Source organism: Ornithinimicrobium faecis, assembly GCF_023923225.1.
Lineage (GTDB): Bacteria > Actinomycetota > Actinomycetes > Actinomycetales > Dermatophilaceae > Ornithinicoccus > Ornithinicoccus faecis.
In genome coordinates this window covers 493518-515305 of sequence record NZ_CP099489.1, presented here as the reverse complement: position 1 = coordinate 515305, position 21788 = coordinate 493518, and the positions used below count along the sequence as shown (strand labels likewise).

Genomic DNA, 21788 nt, shown 5'->3' with positions numbered 1-21788 from the left:
CCGTTTCATCGCGCCACTGTGCACCAAACCGCCACCACCGCGCAGGAGTCCCTGTGGACAAGCTCTCGGGTTCCTCAAACGACCACGTGACGTCGTGCAACACCGGGCACGGGTGACCGGTTCTACACGACACCGCCGTGATGGTGGCGGCGGCGCGGAATCACCCATGGCAGACAGGGGCAGGCCCCGCGAGCGTGGGGCGGCGCTCACGGGGCCTGCTGGGACGTGCCGGCTAGCTCTGCGGGGTCAGAGCTTGCGGCACTGGTTCTCCTTGTTGCCGTCGACCTTGTTCTGACCTCCGAACGGCGCCGGCTTGTTGGACTTGCACTGCAGGTTGCCGTCGACCGTGTTGCGGTAGACGTACTTCGCGCCGGCCTTGGTGTTGCTGAACAGCTGGATGTCGCCATCGACCACGTTGGAGCGCAGGTTGATCGCTCCGCCCGACTTCAACTGGATGTTGCCCTCGATCCGGGACGTGGCCGCGGAGACCCACTTGTGTCCCTGGGACTGGATGTTGCCGTCGACCCGGACGTTGGTGGCCTTCAGCGTGGCGCCGCTCCTGACCTCGACGTTGCCCTTGACCTTGGTGCCGAGCAGGGTGCAGGTCTTGCCCTTGGGGACGATGACGTTGTCGTCGATGGTGACCGCCTTGATGGTCCCGGAACAGGTCCGGTCCCCCGCCTGGGCGGCTGGGGCGGTCATCATCATGCTTGCCGCCAGGACCGCGCCTGCGGCCATCGTGCTGAGGATGCGCTTCACAAGAGTTCCTTTCTCAGGGAGGCAGTGCCTCGCCAACGCCCGGGGAGGAGGTTCTCCGGGCTTGAGAAGGACGCTATGAAGCGCGTGTGAGGGTGGCATGAAAGCACGATGAGACTTCTCTCAGGGTTCGTTCAGGAAATGTTCACCACGGTGGTCCAAACGTCGTGCAACACCGGGCACCGATGACCGCCCCTGCACGACACCCACCGGCACACCCCCGCGACCGTCGTGCAACACCGGGCACCGATGACCGCCCCTGCACGACACCCACCGGCACACCTCGCGACCGTCGTGCAACACCGGGCACCGATGACCGCCCCTGCACGACACGGGGAGGCGCGAGGGGAGGACACCGGCGAGGCACAACGCCGCGAGGGCGCCCCGGAGACTCCGGGACGCCCTCGCGGGTCAAGCTGAGACGTGCTCAGCGGGTCACGCCTGATCAGCCGGCGTAGTTGTGCTGGCGCACCTGCTCCACGACCGTGTCGGACACGGCGGCCGTGCCACCGAGCACCAGCACGGCGCGAGCAGCGAGCCGGTCAAACTCGGCCAGCGAGGCGTTGGGCACGCGCTCCTGCTGCACCAGCAGGACCGGGTCCTCGCCCATGGCCGCATAGGCCGCACCAGTCAGCGCGTCCGGGAAGTCCTGGCCGGTCGCCAGCACCACACCGTCGGACTCGCCACGCTGCGCGGAGAGCGCGGAAGCAGTCTCATAACGGTTGTCACCGGCGACGCGCTCGACGGTCTCGACGTACTCGCCCAGCTCCTCGATGGTGGCCTCGGACACAGCCTCGGTGCCACCGAGCACCGTGACGGAGGACGGCTTGATGTCCTCCAGGTAGGCCTCGACCACGTCGGGGACGCCGCCCTCGTTCACCAGCAGGACCGGCTCCCCGTCCGCCCCGGCAGCAGCAGACGCGGCCAGCGCGTCGGCATACTCCGTGCCGGTGGCGACGAAGACGTGGTCGACATCGGTGAACTCGCCGGCAACGTTCGCCGCGGTCTCGTAGCGGTTCTCGCCAGCGAGGCGGGTCACCTCGGTGCCAGAGATCTCAGCGAGCTGCTCCACGACGTCATCGGAGACGGCGACCTCGCCGCCGAGCACGACGACCGAGCCGGCGTCGAGCCGCGCAAGCTCGGCGGAGGTGGCGGCTGGCACGTGGTTCTCCTGGACCAGCAGCACCGGAGCGCTCTGGTGCCCGGCCAGGGCTGAGCCGGTCAGGGCATCGGCGTATTCCTGGCCGGTCGCAACATAGACGGTGTCGACAATGGGCTGGAAGGAGCGGGAGCTGGCAGCGGCGGCCGTCTCATAGCGGTTGTCGCCGCCCACGCGGGTGACGCTGTTGGCCCGGACGTCGAGCTCGACGGTGTCCGTGCCGCCCTCGCCGACAGAGAGGTAGCTCTCGCCGGCCAGCGGCAGGATGCCCTGCGTGGTGGCCACCAGGTTGCTCTGCTCGCCGCCGATCTCAGCGGTCAGGCCGCCGTCGTCGACCTGCTGATCGGCGACCCACTCGACCGTGGTGTCGATGTCGACACCGACGGTCTGCAGGGCCGGAGCCACCAGGCCGGTGGTGTTGACGGGCACGTAGCCTTCCCAGTAGCCGTCCTCGGTCTGCGTGTCCACCAGGTAGTCACGAGCCGCCGCGGCAGACAGCGCCGCCTCGCGGTCGGAGGCAACGCCGGACAGCGCGTTGAGCATCAGGCCGGTGGAGTCAGCGTCGGCGACGAAGCCGTCGTCACCCTCGAAGCCGAAGGCGCCGGTCGCAGCGTCCTGGAAGCCCAAGGAGTTGGCGAGCAGCTCGTCCGGCACCTCGGCGTCGTTGCGGTCCAGGCCGATGATGCACCAGGCGTTGCCGAAGGCCGAGGGGAAGCCGGCGTCACACGCGCCGTCCTCGGTGATGGAGTCCTGGATGACCTTGATCAGGTCGACCTCGCCAAAGGAACTGGCGTCAGCACCGGTGGCGGCAGCCACCAGGGCGAGCTTGCCCGCGGCCGGGCCGGTGACGGCGTAGTCGGGTGCCTGCGCCTCGAGCGTCTCCACGAGATCGGCGACCCGCTCGTCGTGGCCACCGGCGGCCAGCAGGGCCAGCACGGCGTCGGCGGTGGCGCCAGCACCGGCGGTCTCGGGGTCGATGTTCTCGGCGATGTAGCCGGCAGCGGCCTCGGTGGCCTCGGCGTCATTGGGTGCGGCAAGGGCCGCAGGGGCGAGCAGAGCAAGTGACGCGGCCGAGGCCAGCGCCACGCTGAGAGTGCGGGACATGTGGGACCTTCCCAGGTGCGGTGGTCCACCTCACGTGCCGACGGGCCGGACATCCGGCTGGCGACTCGATCCGCGGACCACGACGGATATCAATGAGCTCCAGGTCCCGCGGGCACTCCGGCTCCCCACGAATGGGTCACGGCTGCGGGTCAGCGCCGGACTCGCACCGGCTTCCCCCACGGGACCTTGGTGATCTCGACTCTAGCGGGTCAGGATGGGGACCATGACCACGCCGTATGCCGAGCGCCCAGCCCTCAGCCACCGCACCGGTGCGGTGGGCGAGGGTGGTGAGCCCTCGGCATACAGAGCTGTTGACCCCACCGAGTTGGTGACCCGCGCGGTCGGCCTGGCCCGCGAGACCCAGCGGTGGTGGGCGAGCATCGGTTTCGCCGGGCGACGGCACCTGTTGGACCGGTGGCGCCAGGAGCTCACCGACGGCATGGAGGACCTGGCAGCTGTGGTCCGGGAGGAGACCGGCAAGCCGCACGGCGACGCGATGCTGGAGATCGGTCTGGCCGTCGAACACCTGGCCTGGGCCGCACGGAAGGCGCCAAAGGTGCTGGGCCGCAGGCGAGTCGGGTCGACCCTGCTGGCCGCCCACCTGGCCGCGACGGTGGAGTATCTGCCCCAGGGTGTGATCGGCGTGATCGGCCCGTGGAACTATCCGGTCTTCACGCCGATGGGCTCGATCGGTTATGCCCTCGCCGGCGGCAACACGGTGGTCTTCAAGCCCTCCGAGCTCACCCCGCGGACGGGTCAGTGGCTCGCGGACAGTTTTGAGCGCGCCGTCGGCAGCCCGTGCCTGCAGGTGGTGCAGGGCGAGGCGCAGGTGGGCGAGGCGCTGTGTCGCTCCGGGGTGGACAAGCTCGGTTTCACCGGCTCGAGTGCCACGGCCAAGAAGGTGATGGCGACCTGCGCGGAGACGCTGACCCCGGTCCTGATCGAGGGTGGCGGCAAGGACGCGCTGATCGTCGACGAGGACGCCGACGTGGAGGCTGCCGCGCAGGCGGCGGTGTGGGGCGGTCTGAGCAACGCCGGTCAGACCTGCATCGGTGTCGAGCGGGTGCTGGCCCACACGGCCGTCTATGACGAGGTGGTCGCTGCGATCGTGCGTCAGGCCTCTGCGGTCCGGGCTGGCCTCGATGACTCCGCGGATCTCGGGCCGATCACGCTGCCCAAGCAGGTCCGCATCATCCACGACCAGGTCGCGGAGGCGGTGGCCGACGGTGCCCGCGCCGTGGTCGGTGCCCCGGCCTCGACCGATGGCGTGGGGCCGGACAGCGCGCTGACCGATCCCGCGCGGCTGCTGCAGCCGGTGGTGCTGGTGGACATCCCCGAGGGTGCCCGGATCCAGACCGAGGAGACCTTCGGGCCGGTCATCACCGTGGAGCGGGTGGCCGACATGGACGCGGCGGTCGCGGCGGCCAATGCGGTGGACTACGGGCTCGGTGGTGCCGTCTTCTCCCGGCGCAACGGGCCCGAGATCGCCCGGCGGGTCCGCAGCGGCATGACCTCGGTCAACAACGTGATCGGCTTCGCCGGGCTGCCGGAGCTGCCCTTCGGTGGCGTCGGCGGCTCGGGCTTCGGGCGGATCCACGGGGCCGACGGTCTGCGCGAGTTCTGCTATGCCAAATCCGTTGCCCGCCAGCGGTTCACCCCGCCGGTGAGCATGACCAACTTCCAGCGTCGCGCACGCGTGGACGGGATCTTTGCGAGCGCCGTGACTCTGCTGCACGGCACGCGCCCCTGGCAGAGGTGAGCAACAGGGGCCGGTCGGGCACAGGCGTCCGGTGCGCCACGGCATACGGCCTCTAGCCCCTCGCAGACAGCCCCTAACCTGGGAGGATGAACGACTCCCCCGCCCGGCTCCTCGTCGTCCACCACACGCCCTCGCCCGGCATGCAGGCGATGCTCGAGGCGGTGCTGGCCGGCGCCCGCGACGAGGAGATCTCGGGCGTGGACGTGGTGGTCCGTCCCGCCCTGGTGGCCAGCGCTGTCGATGTGCTGGAGGCAGACGCGTTTCTGCTGGGGACGCCGGCCAACATTGGCTACATGTCCGGGGCGCTGAAGCACTTCTTCGACCAGATCTACTATCCGTGCCTGGACGCCACGACCAAGGCTCCGTTCGCTGCGTATGTCCATGGCAACGAGGGCGTTGAGGGCGCGGTCCGCGGCATCGGGGCCATCACCTCTGCCCTGGGCTGGGAACCTGTCGCGCCCGTGCTCGAGGTCATGGGCGCACCCGACAAGGCGGCCCTGGAGTCCTGCCGGGAGCTCGGTGCGGTCCTGGCTGCCACGATCATGCCCGAGGGCTGATCCGGCGCGAGGTCAGTGCGCTCAGGGTCTTCCGCCAGCGGCCTGGGACCGCTACGTTCGTTGATGCCCTGCTCACCCTCAGGGCTGGTGGGAGGCCCCCCTCCCCCGAGCGACATGGAGGTCGCACCGATGAGTCAATCCACCCGAGTTCGCAGTGTCGGCGTGCTGTTCGCCGCAGGAGCGTTGGCCATCTCCGGCCTGGTCGCCCTGCCCAGCACCGCCGCCCAACCGGCAGCCAATCCGGTCGCCTGCGACAACCGCAACAACAACACCTATGACAAGTTGCTCGACTGTGCGACCGGCGACGGCGCGATGGAGCACCTCGAGGCCTTCCAGGCGTTCGCCGACGAGCACGGCGACCGGTCCGAGGGATCACCTGGCTATCAGGCCAGCGTCGACTACGTCATCGACACGATGGAGGACGCCGGCTGGACCGCCGAGGCCGTGCCCTTTGACTATGAGGGCACCGACTCGCTCGTTGAGCAGCTGACGCCGGTGGCCGTGAGCTACGACCACTACGTTGCCGAGGGCTCCGGCGAGGGCGACGTGACGGCTGACGTGGTGCCCGTCGACCTTGCCCTGGCCCCACCGAGGGCGAGCACCAGCGGCTGCGAGGCCGCGGACTTTGCGGGCTTCACGGCCGGCGACATCGCGCTCGTGCAGCGCGGCGCGTGCGCCTTCGGCCTCAAGGCTGAGAACGCCGAGGCTGCCGGAGCCAGCGCCGTGGTCATCATGAACCAGTGCGACACACCGGACCGGTGCGGCCCGCTCAACCCCACGCTTGTGCCATCGGTCGTGACGATTCCGGTCGTCGGGATGACCTTTGACGACGGTGTGGCACTGGCGGCGGACGGCTCCTCGGCCCACGTCCAAGTCGACTTCGTGACCAAGCAGTCGCTCAACGTCATCGCCGAGCTGCCGGGCAAGAACGACAACAACGTCGTCATGGCCGGTGCGCACCTGGACAGCGTCCCCGGCGGCGCGGGCATCAATGACAACGGCAGTGGCTCGGCGGGCCTGCTGGAGATCGCGGAGTCGCTGGGCAACCACAAGCCGCAGAACACCGTGCGCTTCGCCTTCTGGGGCGCGGAGGAGATCGGCCTGGTCGGCTCCACCGAGTGGGTCGCGGACCAGCCGCAGTCCGAGCTGGACCGGGTCGCGCTCTATCTGAACTTCGACATGATCGGCTCCCCGAACTACTTCCTCGGGGTCTATGACGCCAACGAGTCGACGTTCCCGGCCCCCGCCGGTGTGCCGATCCCGGACGGCTCGATCGCCATCGAGGAGACCTTCGAGTCCTTCTATACCTTCGCCGGCGAGCCCTATGACGACACACAGTTCAGTGGTCGCAGCGACTATCAGGCGTTCATCGCCAACGACATCCCCTCCGGTGGCCTGTTCACCGGGGCCGAGGGCGTCAAGACCGATGAGCAGGCTGGCATCTGGGGTGGCACAGCGGGTGACTGGTTCGACCCGTGCTATCACCAGGCCTGCGACGGCATCAACAACGTGGACGCCCACGCCCTGGACGTCAACGTCGACTCGGTGGCCTTCGCCGTGATGACCTTCGCCTACTCCACGGAGTCGGTGAACGGCATCAAGGGCAAGAAGGTGCCGGGCAACTTCAAGATCCCGGCTCCCGCCGGCCCGGAGGGCACCTTCTAGGGTCGTCTCTGCGTCGACTCACACGTGCGGCCACTGGTGACCCGCCTCGCGGGCACCAGTGGCCGCCCTGCGTGTGCGTGCGTACGAGACCTCTATCAAGATGCGGGAGGACGTACGAAACCTTTATCAAAATGCGGGGCGACGTACGAGACCTTTATCAAAATGCGGGTGGGCGTACGAAACCTTTATCTTTTTGCGGGGGAGATGGGGAGGCGCAGCGCACCGGGCGCGGGGCCGGGGACCGCGGGGGTGAGAGGCGCGACGGGGCGAGTCACGGCATACGGCTGGCCGAGCTCTGGCCGGGGGTCCGGCTCGCCCTTGTTGGGCCACAACGCCATCGCGCGCTCGGCCTGGGCGGTGATGGTCAGGGACGGGTTGACGCCGAGGTTCGCCGAGATGGTCGACCCGTCGACGATGTGCAGGCCCGGATAGTTGAACACCCGGTGACAGGCATCGACCACGCCCGTCTCAGGGCTGTCACCGATCACGGCGCCCCCGAGGAAGTGCGCGGTCAGGGGACGGTTGAACTGCTCACCGATGTTGCCGCCCGGGGTGCCGCGCACGATCCGCGCCATCCGCCGCACCGCCTCGTTCGCGACCGGGATCCAGGTCGGGTTCGGGGCGCCGTGCCCCTGCCTGCTGCCGAGCACGCGACGGCCGGTGAGGCGGCTGCGCCGCTGATAGGTCGTGATCGAGTTGTCCAGCGACTGCATGACCAGTGCAATCACCGTCCGCTCGGACCAGTGCTTGCGGTCATAGAGGCGCGGCAGCACCCGCCGCTGTCGCCACATCTCCCCCGCCCAGGTGCGCCACCGCGGCGTGCCCGCGACCTCGTCGGTGAGCACGGTCTGCAGGGCCGACATGGCGTTGGAGCCGTGGCCATAGCGCACCGGCTCGATGTGGGTCTGCGGGTCGGGGTGGATCGAGGAGGTGATCGCGACCCCCTGGCTGAAGTCGGGTCCCTCGCCGGTGCGGATCGCGCCGAGCAGCGACTCGGAGTTGGTCCGCGAGAGGTGGCCCAGCCGCGGAGACAGGTCGGGCAGGTCACCGGACTCGCGCAGGCGGTGCAGCAGCCGCTGGGTGCCCAGGGCCGAGGCCGCGAGGACGACGTGGTCGGCGGTGAGCTCGTGGCCTCCGAGCCGCGTGGGCCGGGTGTCGCGCACGGTCACGACATACCCATTTTTCAGGGAGGTCTCGCACGCCTCTCGCGCATTTTGAGGGAGGTTTCGCACGGCCGTGCGCGGGCGGATCCGGGTGACCGTGCTGAGCGCCCGGACCTCGGCCCCGAGTCCCTCTGCGAGGTGCAGATAGTTCTTGACCAGCGTGTTCTTGGCGTTGTGGCGACACCCCGTCATGCACTCACCGCACTCGATGCACCCAGCACGGGTCGGCCCGGCCCCACCGAAGTAGGGGTCCTCGATCTCGACACCCGGGCCGTCACCAAAGTGGACACCAACGGGCGCGGGACGGAAGGTCTCCCCCACGCCCATCTCCTCAGCGGTCTGCCGCATCACCTCATCGGCAGGCGTGTGCGTCGGGTTGGTGACCACGCCCAGCATCCGCTTGGCCTGGTCGTAGTAGGGCGCCAGCTCGGCCCGCCAGTCAGCGATGTGCGCCCACTGCGGGTCGGCATAGAACTCGTCCAGCGGCTCGTAGAGGGTGTTGGCATAGACCAGCGACCCGCCCCCGACGCCGGCCCCCGAGAGGATCATCGCGTTGTTGAGGGTGTCGATGCGCTGTATGCCGTAGCACCCGATCTCCGGGCGGAACAGATAGCGGCGCAGGTGGAAGGAGGTCAGCGCGAAGTCCTCGTCGGCGAACCGGGCACCGGCCTCCAGGACCAGGACGCGATAGCCCTTCTCGGACAGGCGCAGCGCGGCCACGGACCCACCGAACCCGGAGCCCACCACGATGACGTCCCAGTGTTCCGGGACTCGCGGAGCCCTCACAGCCCGATGCGCGCTGCCGCGAGCGAGAACTGGTGCCCCATCAGCTCATCCGCGGGCTCGAAGGTCGACTGGAGCTGGCCGAACAGCTCGAACGTGATCAGGCCGTAGACCTGTGTCCACGCCGCGATGCCGCGCAGCACCAGCTCGTCGGGCAGGTCGACCCCGCCGAAGAACTCCCGCACCGACTCACACTGCGCCGCCAGGGCTGGCGAGATCGGCGGTGCTTTCGGATCCGGTGGGGCGACCCGCCCCGCAGCGTGCTCCTCGATGAGCAGACCGATCATGGCCGCGGGCACCCGCGTGCCCGAGACGATGGTGTCCTGGGGTGCGCTGTAGCCGGGGACGGGTGACCCGTGGAGCAGGGTGTATTCCTGCGGGTGCTTCCTGGCCCAGTCACGGACGGCGTGCGCGATGGCCACGAAGCGCTCCACCGCTGAGCCGTCCTTGGCCGCAGCGCGCTCGGCGGCCAGCCCGATCGAGTCATAGCTCTCAACGATGAGCAGGGTCAGCAACTCGTCGCGGCTGGCGACATAGCGATAGACGGCCGAGGAGACCATGCCGATCTCGCGGGCGACCGCGCGGAGTGACAGGCCGTCGGCCCCGTGCTCGGTGAGCTCGCGGCGCCCGGCCGCCATGATCTGGGCCATCACCTCGGCCCGGTTGCGCTCCCGCGCGCCCGGCTCTGCTGGGGCCTTCGCCGTCGCTGCCTTAGCCATACCGGCGATCCTCACATCCGAGAGCAGTGTTCGCCAATCGACCGAGCGGGTTGCCGACACAATGGCGAGATGGAACCTCGAGGGCTGCCCCTGGTGATCGTGCCGTTCGCCGTGTCCGGCGTGATCCACCTGGTGCGCCCCGAAACCTTCGAGCCCATCGTCCCGAAGCCGCTGCGCGAGTGGTCACGGGAGCTGGTCCTTGCCTCAGGAGTCGCCGAACTCGCGTGCGCCGCAGGCCTGCTGCACCCGCGCACCCGCCCGGCAGCAGGTCTGGCGAGTGCGGCCCTCCTCACCGCGGTCTGGCCCGCAAACGCCCAGATGTCGGTGGATCTGGGGCGGCGCGCAAACCGACGTCGCGACGCGAAGTCGCTGACGGCGTTCGCCGTGAGCCTGGCCCGGCTGCCGTTGCAGGTGCCACTGATCAAGATCGCCTGGGCCGCCGGTCGCCCATGACGCGCGATCACGCGCTCAGTCACCAAAAAGTCAGGGCCCTCACGCGCTCGGTCACCGCAGAATCTCGTCGCTCACGCGCTCGGTCGTTCAGGGTCAGGAGGCGGACTGCGCTGCCACGAGCTGGCGAGCGCGGTCTCGCGCCTGGGCGCTGGAGGCAAGCAGGTCCGCCGGAGCACCAGCTGCAGCCCGCTGCTCGTAGGCGACCTCGAACTCGGCCAGGGCCTCCTCGACCCGCCCCGCTGCCAGCAGCGCCTTGCCGTGATGCTGTCTCAGCACCGGCTCCCAGGGTGTGCCGGTGCACTCAGCCAGCAGGTCGGCATACGTCTGCAGTGCCTGGTCCGTCTCCCCCAGGTCACGGGCGCAGTCGGCCAACAGTGCGCGCACGCGCACGCTGGGATCTGCCGTATGCAGCAACTCACGTGCGCGGACCGCGTCACCTGACCAGAGGGCCTCGACCGCGTCGGCCAAGGGGTCAGCGGTCATCCCGGCGCGGAAGGCGTCCAGGTCGGTGATCCTCGGCAGCAGCGTGGTGCCCTTGATGATCCAGCCCGGGCCACCCTCGATGTCAGCGGGCGGCTCGGCGTCGGTCATCCGGGCAGTATGCCGCCCCGAGTGAAAGGAGGCACCATGGGGACCATGACCGTCATCCCGCACGCGGGTCCGCTGACCCGGGACGACCTCGAGTTGCTGCGCGGCGTCGAGGGCGGGTCTGCGGTGCGTTACGAGCTGCTCGACGGGAGCGTCATCGTGACGCCAGCACCCGGTAGGTGGCACCAGACGGCGGTACTCACGCTTGCTGTCTTACTGCGGAACTCCAAGCCGGAAGACCTCGCTGGCGGTCGAGGTGCTCTCACCGAGCACTCGGCGCATCGATCTCACGCTGAAGTTGGATCGGTATCGGGAAGCGGGGACCGCGTCCTACTGGGTCGTCGACCCGCTGGTCCCGTCGATCACTGCCTGGGACTTGCGGGACGGGGACTACGTCGAGGTGCACAGCGCGCAGGGCGCGGAGCAGGTCAGCGTGAGCGCACCGTTCCCGCTGGAGTTCACACCGGACCACCTGCTGCGCGACTGAGTCGCCGCCGTCCCTCCACACCGGCGGCCAACGCGTCAGACGTGGTCCAGCACGATGCGCACGGTGACGGCACCTTCGGAGTCACGGGCGCTGCGGCCGTGGCCGGCCCTGGTCTGCCCGTTGAGCTCCAATGACACGGGTGCTCCCTCATCACCGAAGTTGCGCCACCAGTTCTTCTGGTCCGGGAGCGCGACAGGCACCGTGAGCTCGTCGGCCTTGCGTCGATAAGCCACGGGGAGCTGGAACTCACGACCAGAGCGGCGCCCCGTGTAGGTCAGCACGGTCATCGACCGGCCGAGCAGCGGCCTCAGGAGGGGAAGACGCACCAAGGGCGTCGTCACCGTGTTGACGACGCGCGCCGCGCGCTGGAGTCCATTCACACGGGCACCCTAACCTCGGCGCCTGCGAGGCAGTTGAGCCAGACGGGTGAGTGAGTCAGGAGGTGACTCATCCACCCGTCCGGCGTCAGGGCCACGACACCCAGGAGTCCGGCGCGGTCGGCCGATTCATGCGGGTGGCCTCCGGCGTTAAGAACCGAGCGGCTCGACCGGAAAGATGGACACACGCTGCGCCTGCCCCTGCGTGCTGGTGGTGAGGACGATCCCGCGCTCGGTCCAGTCCACGCCGTCGTAGTAGAAGGAGTCTCGCGGCCGGTCAAAGGTGAGGGTCTCCACGATCGCCATGCTCCGGTCGCGGATGGCGAGCTCGCCGTGAACATCGACGTAACTCAGCGTCAGCAGGTGCTGATCATCGGGCGCAAAGTCGGCTGCAGAGGCATAGCGCGCAGGATCGGTCTCACCCAGCTCGACTTCCGCCCCGGAGGTCGTCTCGACCACCGCCAGCGGGAGGGCTGTGTGGGTGTCCCACCGCTGCACGGTGATCCGCTCGCCGATGCTGTCGACAGCGACGACAGCACTGGCCCGAGCCGTGGGCACGCGCAACTCTGGACTGGTCGCGCCGTCACCAAGGTCGAAGACCCCTTGCTCCTGCCCGATCTCTCCCTCCGCCAGGAGCCCGGAGCCGCCCGCAAACAGGCCGTCAATCGTCGCTTCCGGGATGCTCTGCAAGGTCTCGGCCGGTGCTCCGGGGACCGTCGGGTCCACCGCACGGATCTCGGTGCCGTCCGCCGTGGCCCAGGTGAAGCCGACTCGACCATCCGCCAGCCACGTCAGCACCACCGGGATCTCAACCCGCTCGTCCGGGTCAGTCACCGCACGGACCTCACCGGTCGCCACGTCCAGCAGGCACACGACGTTGACCTTCTGGTTGCTCGGATAGACGAAGGCCAGGATACTCTCGTCCGCGCTCCAGGCCGCCCCGCGCGGATAGCGCGCGAGCGCCCCACCGTCAGCGCATTCTGCCGTCTGATAGCCCGGCCCGCTGCGGACGCAGACCTCCACGACCCAGTCGTCCTGGCCCTCGGGGACCGTCGGCTCTGTGACCGTCACCAGGTGGTCGCCCGACGGCGACACCGACAGGACACTCTCGTCCTCCTCGAGCGTCACGACCACCGGCTCGCCGATGACGCCGCCCCCGACTCCGGCAGCGGCGGCGGTGCCGACAGCACCCGTCTGACCGGGGCCGTGCTGCTCACCCGCCTGGCCTCCCGACGAGCAGGCAGCCAGCAGTCCCAGCGCAAGGACACCGGCCGCGCGACCGAGACGTCGAGGAGTCATGCCCATGCGACGGGAGGCTAGCCCGTTTCGTTCCCGGCCACAGAGGAGGCGGCTGACAGGTGACGCCGGCCCCTCGGCATACGAGGGACCGGCGCCTGTGCCCCAGCGGGCGACGGGTCAGAGGCGCTCGATGATCATGGCCATGCCCTGACCACCGCCAACGCACATCGTCTCCAGACCGAACTGTCCGTCCCGCTCCTCCAGCGCCCCGATGAGGGTCCCGGCGATGCGGGCGCCGGTCGCGCCGAAGGGGTGGCCGAGGGCGATGCCGCCCCCGTGGACGTTGAGTTTGTCCAGGTCCATGCCCAGCTGCTGGGCACTCGGCAGCACCTGCGCGGCAAAGGCCTCATTGATCTCATAGAGGTCCAGGTCACCGATGCTCATCCCCGCCTGGGCGAGCGCACGCTGCGAGGCCTCGACCGGGCCGAGCCCCATGACCTCCGGGTTCAGGGCCGACACCGCGGTGCTCACGATGCGAGCCAGCGGCTTGATGCCCCGGCTGCGGGCAAACTCGTCGCTCGTGATGACCAGCGCCGCCGCCCCGTCGTTGAGCGGACAGCTGTTGCCGGCGGTGACCGAACCACCCTGCCGGAAGACCGGGTCGAGGGTGGCCAGCTTCTCCACCGTGGTGCCCGGCCGCGGGCCGTCGTCACGCGTGACGACCGTCCCGTCAGCCAGCTCGATCGGCACGATCTGGGAGTCGAACAGCCCGGCCTCGATCGCAGCGATCGCACGCTGCTGACTGGTGGCTGCCCAGGCATCCTGGTCGGCCCGCGAGACGTTGCAGAGCGCGGCAACGTTCTCGGCCGTCTGCCCCATGGCGGCATAGACGTCCGGGAGCTCGCCCTCGGCGGTCAGGTCCTGCCACTCGCTGCCACCGCCCGCGAGAGCCTTGGTGCGCGCCTGGGCCGCCGCGAAGGCCGGGTTGTTCCACGCCCGGGTGTCGACGCCTGCCTCCCGGAAGTTGGGCGTCCTGGACACACACTCCACCCCGGCGCTGACCAGCGCCTGGGCCTCGCCGGCCAGGATCGCGTGGAAGGCCATCCGGGTGGTCTGCACCGACGAGGCGCAATAGCGGTTGACCGTGGTGCCGCCCATGCCCTGGGCTCCCAGCAGCACCGACACCACCCGGGCCAGGTTCTGACCGTGCTCCCCGAACGGCTGGGCGCAGCCGAGGTAGAGGTCCTCCAGGTCCTCAAACGTCAACCCGTCCGTCCCCTCGACCGCGGCGGTGATGACGCGCGCGGCCAGGTCGTCGGGACGGACGTCCTTCAGGCTGCCCTTGAACGCCCGACCGAGCGGGCTCCTGCGAGCACCGACAATCCATGCTTCCACTGTGCTGGCCTCTCTGTTGGTCCGCGCTCAGCCGAGCGGGCTGCCGCTGACGTAGATGACCTGGCCGGTGACAAAGCCGGAGCCCTCGGAGGCCAGGAAGGAAACCGTGTTGGCGATGTCCTCGGGCTGGCCGACTCGCTTGACGGGGCTGCGCTCCTTGGCGCCCTCGATCATCTGCTCGAAGGGAATCCCGACGCGGGCGGCCGTCGCTGCCGTCATGTCCGTCTGGATGAACCCGGGCGCGACCGCGTTGGCGGTCACGCCGAACTTGCCGAGCTCCAGGGCGACCGCCTTGGTGAAGCCCTGCAGACCAGCCTTGGCCGCGGAGTAGTTGGTCTGGCCACGGTTGCCCTTGGCTGACGAGCTCGACATGCTGACGATGCGGCCATAGCCCTCCTTGGTCATGTGCGCCTGGCAGGCACGGCTCATCAGGAAGGCGCCGCGCAGGTGCACGCTCATCACGGTGTCCCAGTCCTCCACGGACATCTTGAAGAGCAGGTTGTCCCGCAGCACGCCGGCGTTGTTGACCAGGATCACCGGTGGCCCGAGCTCAGCGGCCACCTTGTCGACGCCCGCCTGCACGGCGTCCTCGTCGGCCACGTCGACCCCGACCGCCAGGGCCTTGCCGCCGGCAGCCGTGATCTCTGAGACCACCTGCGCGCAGTCGGCCTCGTTGAGGTCAAAGATCGCCACGGCGTGGCCGTCCTGCGCCAGGCGCTTGGCCGTCGCGGCACCGATGCCTCGGGCTCCGCCGGTGACGATGGCGACCCTGTTGTCTGCAGACATGTTTTCTCCTTTGTGATGGGGTGATCTGTCGTCCCGGACGCAGTGGGCCGGGTGGGGTTCAGCGCAGCCGGGCTCCGCCGTCGATGGTGTGCAGGGTGCCGGTGATCCACGCGGCCTCGTCAGAGAGCAGGAAGGCGACCGTTGAGGCAATGTCATCCGGTATGCCGATCCGCTCCAGTGGGTAGCGGGTCGCCGCCACCTCCTCGCCCTGGGACATCAGCGGAGCAGCGAAGCGGGTCCGGACCAGGGCCGGCGCAACAGCGTTGACCCGCACCCGCGGAGCGAGCTCGAGGGCCAGACCGCGGGTGAGGTGGTCCAGCATCGCCTTGCTCGCGCCATAGAGGTCGATGCCCGGGGCGGTGCCCTGCCCGGCGGTGGAGGAGATGTTGACGACGGCCCCCGACTCTGCGGGTGCAGCCTCGGTCACCCCCGCGCCAAAGAGCGCCTGGGTCCAGGCCAGTGGCGCCAGGGCGTTGACCTCGACGATCTTGCGCGCGGCCCCCAGGTCGGCCGCCATCAGTGGTCCATAGACCGGGTTGATGCCGACGTTGTTGACCAGGAGCGTGGCCGGACCGAAGGTCTGCGCAGCTGCGGCCACCGCCTCGACCCGGTGGTCCGGGTCGTCGGCCTTGCCGGGCACGCCCAGACAGACCTCCGGCCCGCCGAGGGTGGTCACCGCCTCGGCCAGGGCGTCCTGCTTGCGCCCGGTGATGACGACGCGCACCCCCTCGGCGATGAGGCGCTCGGCGATGGCATAGCCGATGCCACGGCTGGCTCCGGTGACGATGGCGGTCCGTCCGCTCAGTCCTCGCATGGGGTCACTTCCTGAGATGAGGTGGGCGCATGATGCGCTGGTTGTGGATGCAGACCAGGAGGCCGCCGACGGAGAGCACGATCATGGCGATCAGTCCCCACTGGAAGCCGGGCAGCAGCTCGCTCGGGTCCATCCCGCCGGGGTCGCCGCCGAGGACCGCGCTGCGCAGCCCGGGGGCCGCCGAGCTGGTGATGATCGTCAGCACGGCCGCCGTGGCGACCAGGGTGCCGCCGTTCTGCACCATCAGCCGGACCGCGTTGCCGACCCCCGCCTTGCCCTCGGGCAGGGCCTGCAGCAGGGCGGTGGCGTTGGCGCCCAGGAAGACTCCGGTGCCGCTGCCCGTGATGGCCAGGCCGACCAGGATCCCCCACTCGACTCCGGTGGTGATGCTGAGCGTCACGGTGATCAGGCCCATCAGTCCCAGGGCGGAGCCCGCGGTGCTCAGTTGGCGTGCGTTGCGTCGTGAGCTGAGCCAGCCCATGCACATCGCCGCGCTGATGGTGGCGATCGGCATCGGCAACAGCCAGAGACCAGCGGACAGGGCGCTGCGGCCCAGGATGATCTGGAAATACAGACTCATGATGGTGACCAGGGGGAACCGGCCGGCAGCGTTGAGCGCGCCGCCGACATAGATGCCCACCACGCCGTTGGTGCGCAGCACGCCCGGGTCGAAGATCGGGTCCTTGGCCCGGCGCTCGATCCGGACCAGGACCGGCACCAGGAGCACCGCCACCAGGGCCAGCCCCCAGACCTGGACGTTGGCCCACCCGAGATCGGTCGCCTGCGAGATGCCAAAGGTCAGCAGGAGCAGGCTGACCATCGTGATGATGTTGCCCCCCACGTCGAGGGACTGGTCCCCGTCCAGCGGGGGCTCGCCGCGCAGGTGCCGGGCGCCCCAATAGAGGCCCAGCAGACACAGCGGCACGTTGAACCAGAAGACCCACTGCCACCCGGCCGCCTCGACCAGGAAGCCGCCCAGGGTGGGACCCACCAGGCTGGCCACCGAGAACGAGGCCGTGTAATAGCCCATCGCCTTGCCGAGCAACTCGGGCGGGAAGGCCCCGTGGATCAGCGTGGCGCCGTTGGTGAGCAGAATCGCCGAGGACAGCCCCTGGATGCAGCGCACCACGATGAGGGTCTCGATGTTGGGAGCAAAGCCGCACAGGATGCTGCTCACCGTGAAGGTGGTCAACCCGATGAGATAGATGGGGCGCTGACCGGTCATGTCGCCGAGGCGACCAAAGATCACCAGGGTGGCGCTGTTGGCCATCATGTAGCTCAGGAGCAGCCAGCTGCCGGCGCTGGCATCTGCATCGAAGTGCCGCACCAGCACAGGCAGTGCGATGTTGAGCGTGCTGCCGTTGAGGGCCAGCAGGGTGCTGACCGTGCAGACCACCAGGAGTGTCAGCCATGGCGACTGCACTGGCTTGGCATGGTCGTGCACAGCACCTCCTGGTGTGTCGACCGTGGGCCACGCCCCCGTGCAGGGCATGACCCACGGCCAACAGGTCCGTGGTCATGAGACGTCAGGCTCCGCGCCGACTGACCTCGTCGTCGGATGGGGTGGAGGCGCCCTGACCGCCATTGGGCTCGCCGTCCGAGCGCCAGGTGATCAACGCGTCGAGCGCCTCGATCCGGTCGCCGTGGACGAGCAACGGGTTGATCTCCAGGGACTCGAGGTCATCGCCCAGCCCGACAGCGATCTCGCCGACCTGGTGGATCACCGCCGCCAGCGCGTCGAGATCCGTGGCCGGCGTGCCGCGGGCCCCCCGCAGCATGCCGACGCCGCGCAACTCCTCGATCGCCTCACGGACCTCCTGCCGGTCAACCGGCAGCACCCGCAGGGCCGAGTCGGCCATGACCTCGACCCAGATGCCACCCATCGCCACAGCGAGGGTGGGGCCCCACTGCGGGTCCCGCACAACCCCGACCAGCAGCTCGGTCCCGGAGGACCGCATCGGCTGGATGATCGCCTGTGACTCCGGGTGCCCGTGCTCAGCGAGGCTGGCCTGCATCGACCCGAAGGCCTCTCGGACCGCGTCGGCACTGGCCAGGCCGAGATGCACCCCACCGATGTCGCTCTTGTGCGCCAGTCCCTCGGCAGCAGCCTTGAGGACCACCGGATAGCCCACCTCGTCCGCCGCCGCAGCCGCAGCGTCGGCATCGGAGACCAGCTCGGTCGGCACAATCGGCACGCCGTGCTCGCGCAGGAAGGACCCGGCGCGATGCTCGGCCCAGACACCCGAGGCATCCGTGGTGGGCAACCGGACCACGGACCCGCCGTCGCCGGTGCCCCGGCGCTCCTGAGCCCGCCGATAGGTCTCACTCCACCGAACGGCGTGCCCGATGGCAGCCATGCCGTGCTCGATGCCACCAAGGATCATCGGATAGTTGCTCCGTCTGGTGACCTCACGCCCGACCTCGTTGATGTCGGTGAGCACGTTGCCCATGATCACCACCGGGACCGGTGACTTGGCCAGGATCTCGGCGTTGGCAGTGAAGGCCGCCACCGTGTCGTCCATCGAGGGCGTCGACTTGGGCAGGTCCTGCAGGAGGACCACCAGGTCGATCGCCGGCTCCTTGGCTGCAGCCTCGGCCGCCCGCCCCAGCAGGGTGCGGTCGAGCAGCACGAAGCCGGTGACGTCCAACGGGTTGGCGACCGTCGCGAACTCCGGCACGATCGCCTTCAGCTCGGCGGTGATCTCCGGGGAGAAGTCGGGCAGGTCCAGCCCCTCCATATCCGCCCGGTCGGCGATGATCTCCGAGGCACCTCCGGAGGGGGTCACCACGCCGATGCGGTTGCCCGGCAGCGGTCCGGTCTCAGCCAGCAGGCCTGCGGTGACCATGAGGTCCTCCAACGACTCCACCCGCACGACACCGAGCTGCTTGAAGACCGCATCGATGGTCTTGTCGTCGCCCACCAGCGCACCGGTGTGCGCCTGCGCTGTCCGAGAGGCCTTCTCGCTGCGCCCGACCTTGAGCGCCACGATCGGCTTGCCGGCGGCGAGCGCTCGGTTCGCCACCTCACGGAACTCCTCCGGGTTGCGGATCGCCTCCAGGAAGAGCGCGATGCTCTTGGTGTTTGGGTCGTCGACGAGGGCGGAGACGACGTCGGTGACACTGACGACGGTCTCGTTGCCCATCGACGTGAGCAGGCTGACGCCGATGTTGCGGGCCTGGGCGAAGGCCAGCACGTTGCTGGCCAACCCACCGCTCTGCAGCACGACGCCGACGTTGCCCGAGATCAACGGCTTGGGGATCGGCAACCCGTAGGGGTTGGTCTTCATCGCAGCATTGATGAAGCCGTTGCCGTTGGGCCCGAGCACGACCAGGTCGAGCTCCTCGGCCAGGTCCGCGAGCTCCTGCTCGCGCACCGCACCCTCGCCGCCGACCTCGCCATAGCCTGCGGTCAGCACGACATAGTGCCGGGTGCCGAGGGCAGCACCCTCGCGCAGCACCTGGGGCACAACCGAGACCGGGGTCATCACATAGGCCAGGTCCACCGGCTTGCCGATGGCCGTCAGGCTCGGATAGGCCGCGGTGTCGTGCACCACCTCGGTGCGCGGGTTGACCAGATACACCTCGCCCGGATAACCGTGCTCGGGGTCGCGCAGGTTGTTGAAGGTGCTGAGTGACCAGCCGGACTTGTCCGTGGCCCCGACCAGCGCGACGCTGCTCGGCGTGAAGAACCCGTCCATGGTGGTCATCGCAGCGAGTCACCAACCTTGACGTGCCCCTTGAGCAGGTTGCGCGCGATGGTGCGCTTCTGGATCTCGTCGGTGCCTTCAAAGATGCGCAGGAGGCGCAGCTCGCGATACCAGCGCTCGAGTGGGAGCTCCTTGGTGTAGCCCATGCCGCCGTGGATCTGCAGCACGCGGTCGACCACCTTGTTGGCCATGGTCGTGCCGCTCAGCTTGGCGATCGAGGAGGCCTGCCGGGCGTCCTTGCCCTCCTGGACCTGCCAGGCGGCGAACAGGGTCAGCCAGCGCGCGGCCTCGAGCTCGACGGCGCTGTCGGCGATGTGCCACTGGATGCCCTGATACTCGGCGATGGGGCGACCCATCGAGTGGCGCGTGTTTGCATAGTCGATCGCCATCTCGAGCATGCGCTCGGCGCCGCCCAACGCACCGGCCGGGATCATGTAGCGGCCCTGACCGATCCAGCGCATGGCCAGCTCGAAGCCCTTGCCGACCTCACCGAGGATGTTGCGGCTCGGGACGCGGACGTTGTCGAAGTGCAGGGACGCCGGTCCCCACTCGCCCATCGTGGCGATCGGGTCGGAGGTCCAGCCCATGGCGCGGTCGACCAGGAAGCAGGTGACGCCGCCGTCGGCGCCCTTCTCCTTGTCGGTGACCGCGAAGACCATGACGAAGTCGGCCTCGTTGCCGTTGGTGATGAAGATCTTCTCGCCGCTGATGATCCAGTCGTCGCCGTCCTGGACGGCCTTGGTCTGGATGCTGCGGGCGTCGGAGCCCGCACCGGGCTCGGTGATCGCAAAGCAGCTGCGCCGCTCGCCCTCGATCGTCGGCAGCAGAAACTCCTCCTGCTGCTCCTTGGTGCCGGCATACAGAATGTTGTCGGCGGAGCCACCGAAGCGGAACGGGACATAGGTCCGGCCCGCCTCGCCGGCGATGATGGCGCTGAGCACGGGTCCGACAGCCATGCCGCCGTAGTCCTCCGGGGTGTTGATGCCCCAGTAGCCGTGCTTGCGCGCCTTCTGCTGCAGCTCCTTGAGCACGCCGGGCTCCAGGCTCGGCCGGCCCTCGCGCTCGTTGCGCAGCACCTCAGCCTCGAACGGCATGACCTCCTTCTCGATGAAGGACCGCACTGCATTCCGAACGTCCCGCTGCTCCTCAGTGAGGGAGAAGTCGACCATCCCAGCTCCTTTGCTCGTGTCGAACGCGTTTCTAGAATCATCCTCTAGAATCCTGGGGTTGAGCATGCCTGACGGCTGCGACCCCGTCAAGACCCTTTTCCAAAACTTTGCCGAACGCGATCCTGATGGTCGCCGCCACCTGGTCACGCGAGACCCCAGGGATTGACAGCGCGACACATCCGTACTAGAACGTTGCTCTAGAATTCCACTCTAGATCTAACCGGAGGCCCACATGTCCCTCAACCACGACCTCATCGGTGTCCCCTCAGAGGCGGTGCGCCGCTCGTGGACCAGCAAGGACACCCTGCTGTATGCCGTGGGTTGCGGTGCAGGACACGACGATCCCTTGGCGGAACTCTCCCTGACAACGGAGAACAGCCACGACATCGCCCAGCAGGTGCTGCCCACCTATGGCGTCCTCGTTGCCTCTGGCGGCGGGGGCCGCAAGCTGGGCGACTTCAACCCGGCGATGCTGGTCCATGGCGGCCAGGAGGTTGAGCTGAGCCGACCGCTGCCGGTCGAGGGTGAGGTCGAGGTGACCAGTGTCATCACCGGCATCGAGGACAAGCGCTCGGGCGCCCTGATCTCCTCCGAGAGTCGGGCCGTCGATGTGGCAACGGGCGAGGACCTGGTGCTCTCGCGCAGCCAGATCTTCATCCGCGGCGAGGGTGGCTTCAGCGACGGCACGACCGGGGGCTCACCCGCCCCGGCACACGAGTGGGTCCTGCCCGAGCGCGAGCCCGACCTCGTCGCCGAGATGCCGACGTGGCCAGGTCAGGCGCTGGTCTATCGCCTCAGCGGAGACCGCAACCCCCTGCACTCCGACCCGGTGTTCGCCGCCCGCGGCAACTTCGAGCGCCCGATCCTGCACGGGTTGTGCACCTACGGCATCAGCGCCCGCGCCCTGATCTCCGGGCTGGCCGACGGCGAGGTCAGCGCCCTGACCGCGATCGGCGGGCGCTTCTCCGCGCCCGTCACTCCCGGTGACACCCTGACGGTCCGCGCCTGGCGCAGCGACGACGGCGATGTCACGTTCCAGACGCTGCGCAGCGACGGCACGGTGTGCTTCGACCGCGGCACCGCCCGGGTCTGAGTCGACCTCAGGGCC

19 protein-coding genes and 1 riboswitch are annotated in these 21788 nt (G+C 69.0%); of the genes, 6 read left to right on the top strand and 13 right to left on the bottom strand.

What is annotated here, in order from left to right:
* Window positions 1-246: 246 nt before the first annotated feature.
* Both NF556_RS02335 and NF556_RS02330 read right to left on the bottom strand, forming a co-directional pair.
* Complete coding sequence (locus NF556_RS02335) at window positions 247-759, bottom strand: hypothetical protein (RefSeq protein WP_252593901.1); 513 nt, start codon at window positions 757-759, stop codon at window positions 247-249.
* 442 nt (window positions 760-1201) lie between these two features.
* The gene (locus tag NF556_RS02330) at window positions 1202-3019 is read right to left on the bottom strand and encodes a cell wall-binding repeat-containing protein (protein ID WP_252593900.1); all 1818 of its coding nucleotides are present in this window, start codon (window positions 3017-3019) and stop codon (window positions 1202-1204) included.
* Window positions 3020-3109: 90 nt separating this feature from the next.
* Window positions 3110-3244, bottom strand: a riboswitch (cobalamin riboswitch).
* Between NF556_RS02330 and NF556_RS02325 the strand changes: the two genes are divergently transcribed.
* The 3 genes from NF556_RS02325 (at window position 3243) to NF556_RS02315 (ending at window position 7000) form a co-directional block, all read left to right on the top strand.
* The gene (locus tag NF556_RS02325; RefSeq protein WP_252593899.1) at window positions 3243-4778 is read left to right on the top strand and encodes an aldehyde dehydrogenase family protein; all 1536 of its coding nucleotides are present in this window, start codon (window positions 3243-3245) and stop codon (window positions 4776-4778) included. Its footprint overlaps the riboswitch before it by 2 nt.
* Before the next feature lie 86 nt (window positions 4779-4864).
* Window positions 4865-5335, top strand: a complete 471-nt coding sequence (locus NF556_RS02320) for a flavodoxin family protein (RefSeq protein WP_252593898.1) — start codon at window positions 4865-4867, stop codon at window positions 5333-5335.
* Window positions 5336-5464: 129 nt separating this feature from the next.
* Window positions 5465-7000, top strand: coding sequence for a M20/M25/M40 family metallo-hydrolase (locus tag NF556_RS02315; RefSeq protein WP_252593897.1), 1536 nt, complete (start codon window positions 5465-5467; stop codon window positions 6998-7000).
* A 185-nt stretch (window positions 7001-7185) separates the two neighbouring features.
* On the opposite strand, the gene NF556_RS02310 is transcribed toward NF556_RS02315, so the two are convergent.
* Together NF556_RS02310 and NF556_RS02305 are read right to left on the bottom strand one after the other, a co-directional pair.
* Window positions 7186-8949, bottom strand: a complete 1764-nt coding sequence (locus NF556_RS02310; RefSeq protein ID WP_252593896.1) for a GMC family oxidoreductase N-terminal domain-containing protein — start codon at window positions 8947-8949, stop codon at window positions 7186-7188.
* A complete protein-coding gene (locus NF556_RS02305; protein ID WP_252593895.1) occupies window positions 8946-9665 on the bottom strand; it encodes a TetR/AcrR family transcriptional regulator in 720 nt (239 codons plus the stop codon). The genes NF556_RS02310 and NF556_RS02305 overlap by 4 nt, the downstream gene beginning before the upstream one ends.
* Window positions 9666-9734: 69 nt before the next feature.
* Between NF556_RS02305 and NF556_RS02300 the strand changes: the two genes are divergently transcribed.
* Complete coding sequence (locus NF556_RS02300) at window positions 9735-10118, top strand: DoxX family protein (protein WP_252593894.1); 384 nt, start codon at window positions 9735-9737, stop codon at window positions 10116-10118.
* A 93-nt stretch (window positions 10119-10211) separates the two neighbouring features.
* Here the strand turns inward: NF556_RS02300 and NF556_RS02295 are convergent, their stop codons facing one another.
* Window positions 10212-10709 (bottom strand): hypothetical protein, encoded by a 498-nt coding sequence (locus tag NF556_RS02295; RefSeq protein ID WP_252593893.1) that lies wholly within the window; start codon window positions 10707-10709, stop codon window positions 10212-10214.
* 253 nt (window positions 10710-10962) lie between these two features.
* Here NF556_RS02295 and NF556_RS02290 point away from each other — a divergent pair, with 253 nt between their 5' ends.
* A complete protein-coding gene (locus NF556_RS02290) occupies window positions 10963-11193 on the top strand; it encodes a Uma2 family endonuclease (protein ID WP_252593892.1) in 231 nt (76 codons plus the stop codon).
* 35 nt (window positions 11194-11228) lie between these two features.
* Here the strand turns inward: NF556_RS02290 and NF556_RS02285 are convergent, their stop codons facing one another.
* The 8 genes from NF556_RS02285 to NF556_RS02250 form a co-directional block, all read right to left on the bottom strand.
* Complete coding sequence (locus tag NF556_RS02285) at window positions 11229-11573, bottom strand: nitroreductase/quinone reductase family protein (protein WP_252593891.1); 345 nt, start codon at window positions 11571-11573, stop codon at window positions 11229-11231.
* 147 nt (window positions 11574-11720) lie between these two features.
* Window positions 11721-12875 (bottom strand): TolB-like translocation protein, encoded by a 1155-nt coding sequence (locus NF556_RS02280; RefSeq protein WP_252593890.1) that lies wholly within the window; start codon window positions 12873-12875, stop codon window positions 11721-11723.
* Between the two features lie 111 nt (window positions 12876-12986).
* Entirely contained in the window at window positions 12987-14204 is a 1218-nt protein-coding gene (locus tag NF556_RS02275) for an acetyl-CoA C-acetyltransferase (RefSeq protein ID WP_252593889.1), read from the bottom strand.
* Window positions 14205-14231: 27 nt separating this feature from the next.
* Window positions 14232-14990: a 3-oxoacyl-ACP reductase FabG gene (fabG, locus tag NF556_RS02270; protein ID WP_252593888.1), complete on the bottom strand. Its 759-nt coding sequence runs from the start codon at window positions 14988-14990 to the stop codon at window positions 14232-14234.
* Window positions 14991-15048: 58 nt separating this feature from the next.
* The gene (locus tag NF556_RS02265) at window positions 15049-15804 is read right to left on the bottom strand and encodes an SDR family oxidoreductase (protein WP_252593887.1); all 756 of its coding nucleotides are present in this window, start codon (window positions 15802-15804) and stop codon (window positions 15049-15051) included.
* A 4-nt stretch (window positions 15805-15808) separates the two neighbouring features.
* Window positions 15809-17248 carry an MFS transporter gene (locus NF556_RS02260; protein WP_252593886.1) on the bottom strand — a complete coding sequence of 480 codons (1440 nt, stop codon included), beginning with the start codon at window positions 17246-17248 and terminating at the stop codon, window positions 15809-15811.
* An 82-nt stretch (window positions 17249-17330) separates the two neighbouring features.
* On the bottom strand, window positions 17331-19511 hold the full coding sequence (locus NF556_RS02255) for an acetate--CoA ligase family protein (RefSeq protein WP_252593885.1): 2181 nt from the start codon (window positions 19509-19511) through the stop codon (window positions 17331-17333).
* Window positions 19508-20680, bottom strand: coding sequence for an acyl-CoA dehydrogenase family protein (locus tag NF556_RS02250; RefSeq protein WP_252593884.1), 1173 nt, complete (start codon window positions 20678-20680; stop codon window positions 19508-19510). The genes NF556_RS02255 and NF556_RS02250 overlap by 4 nt, the downstream gene beginning before the upstream one ends.
* A gap of 232 nt (window positions 20681-20912) precedes the next feature.
* Between NF556_RS02250 and NF556_RS02245 the strand changes: the two genes are divergently transcribed.
* A complete protein-coding gene (locus tag NF556_RS02245) occupies window positions 20913-21773 on the top strand; it encodes a MaoC/PaaZ C-terminal domain-containing protein (RefSeq protein WP_252593883.1) in 861 nt (286 codons plus the stop codon).
* The last annotated feature ends 15 nt before the right edge of the window (window positions 21774-21788 follow it).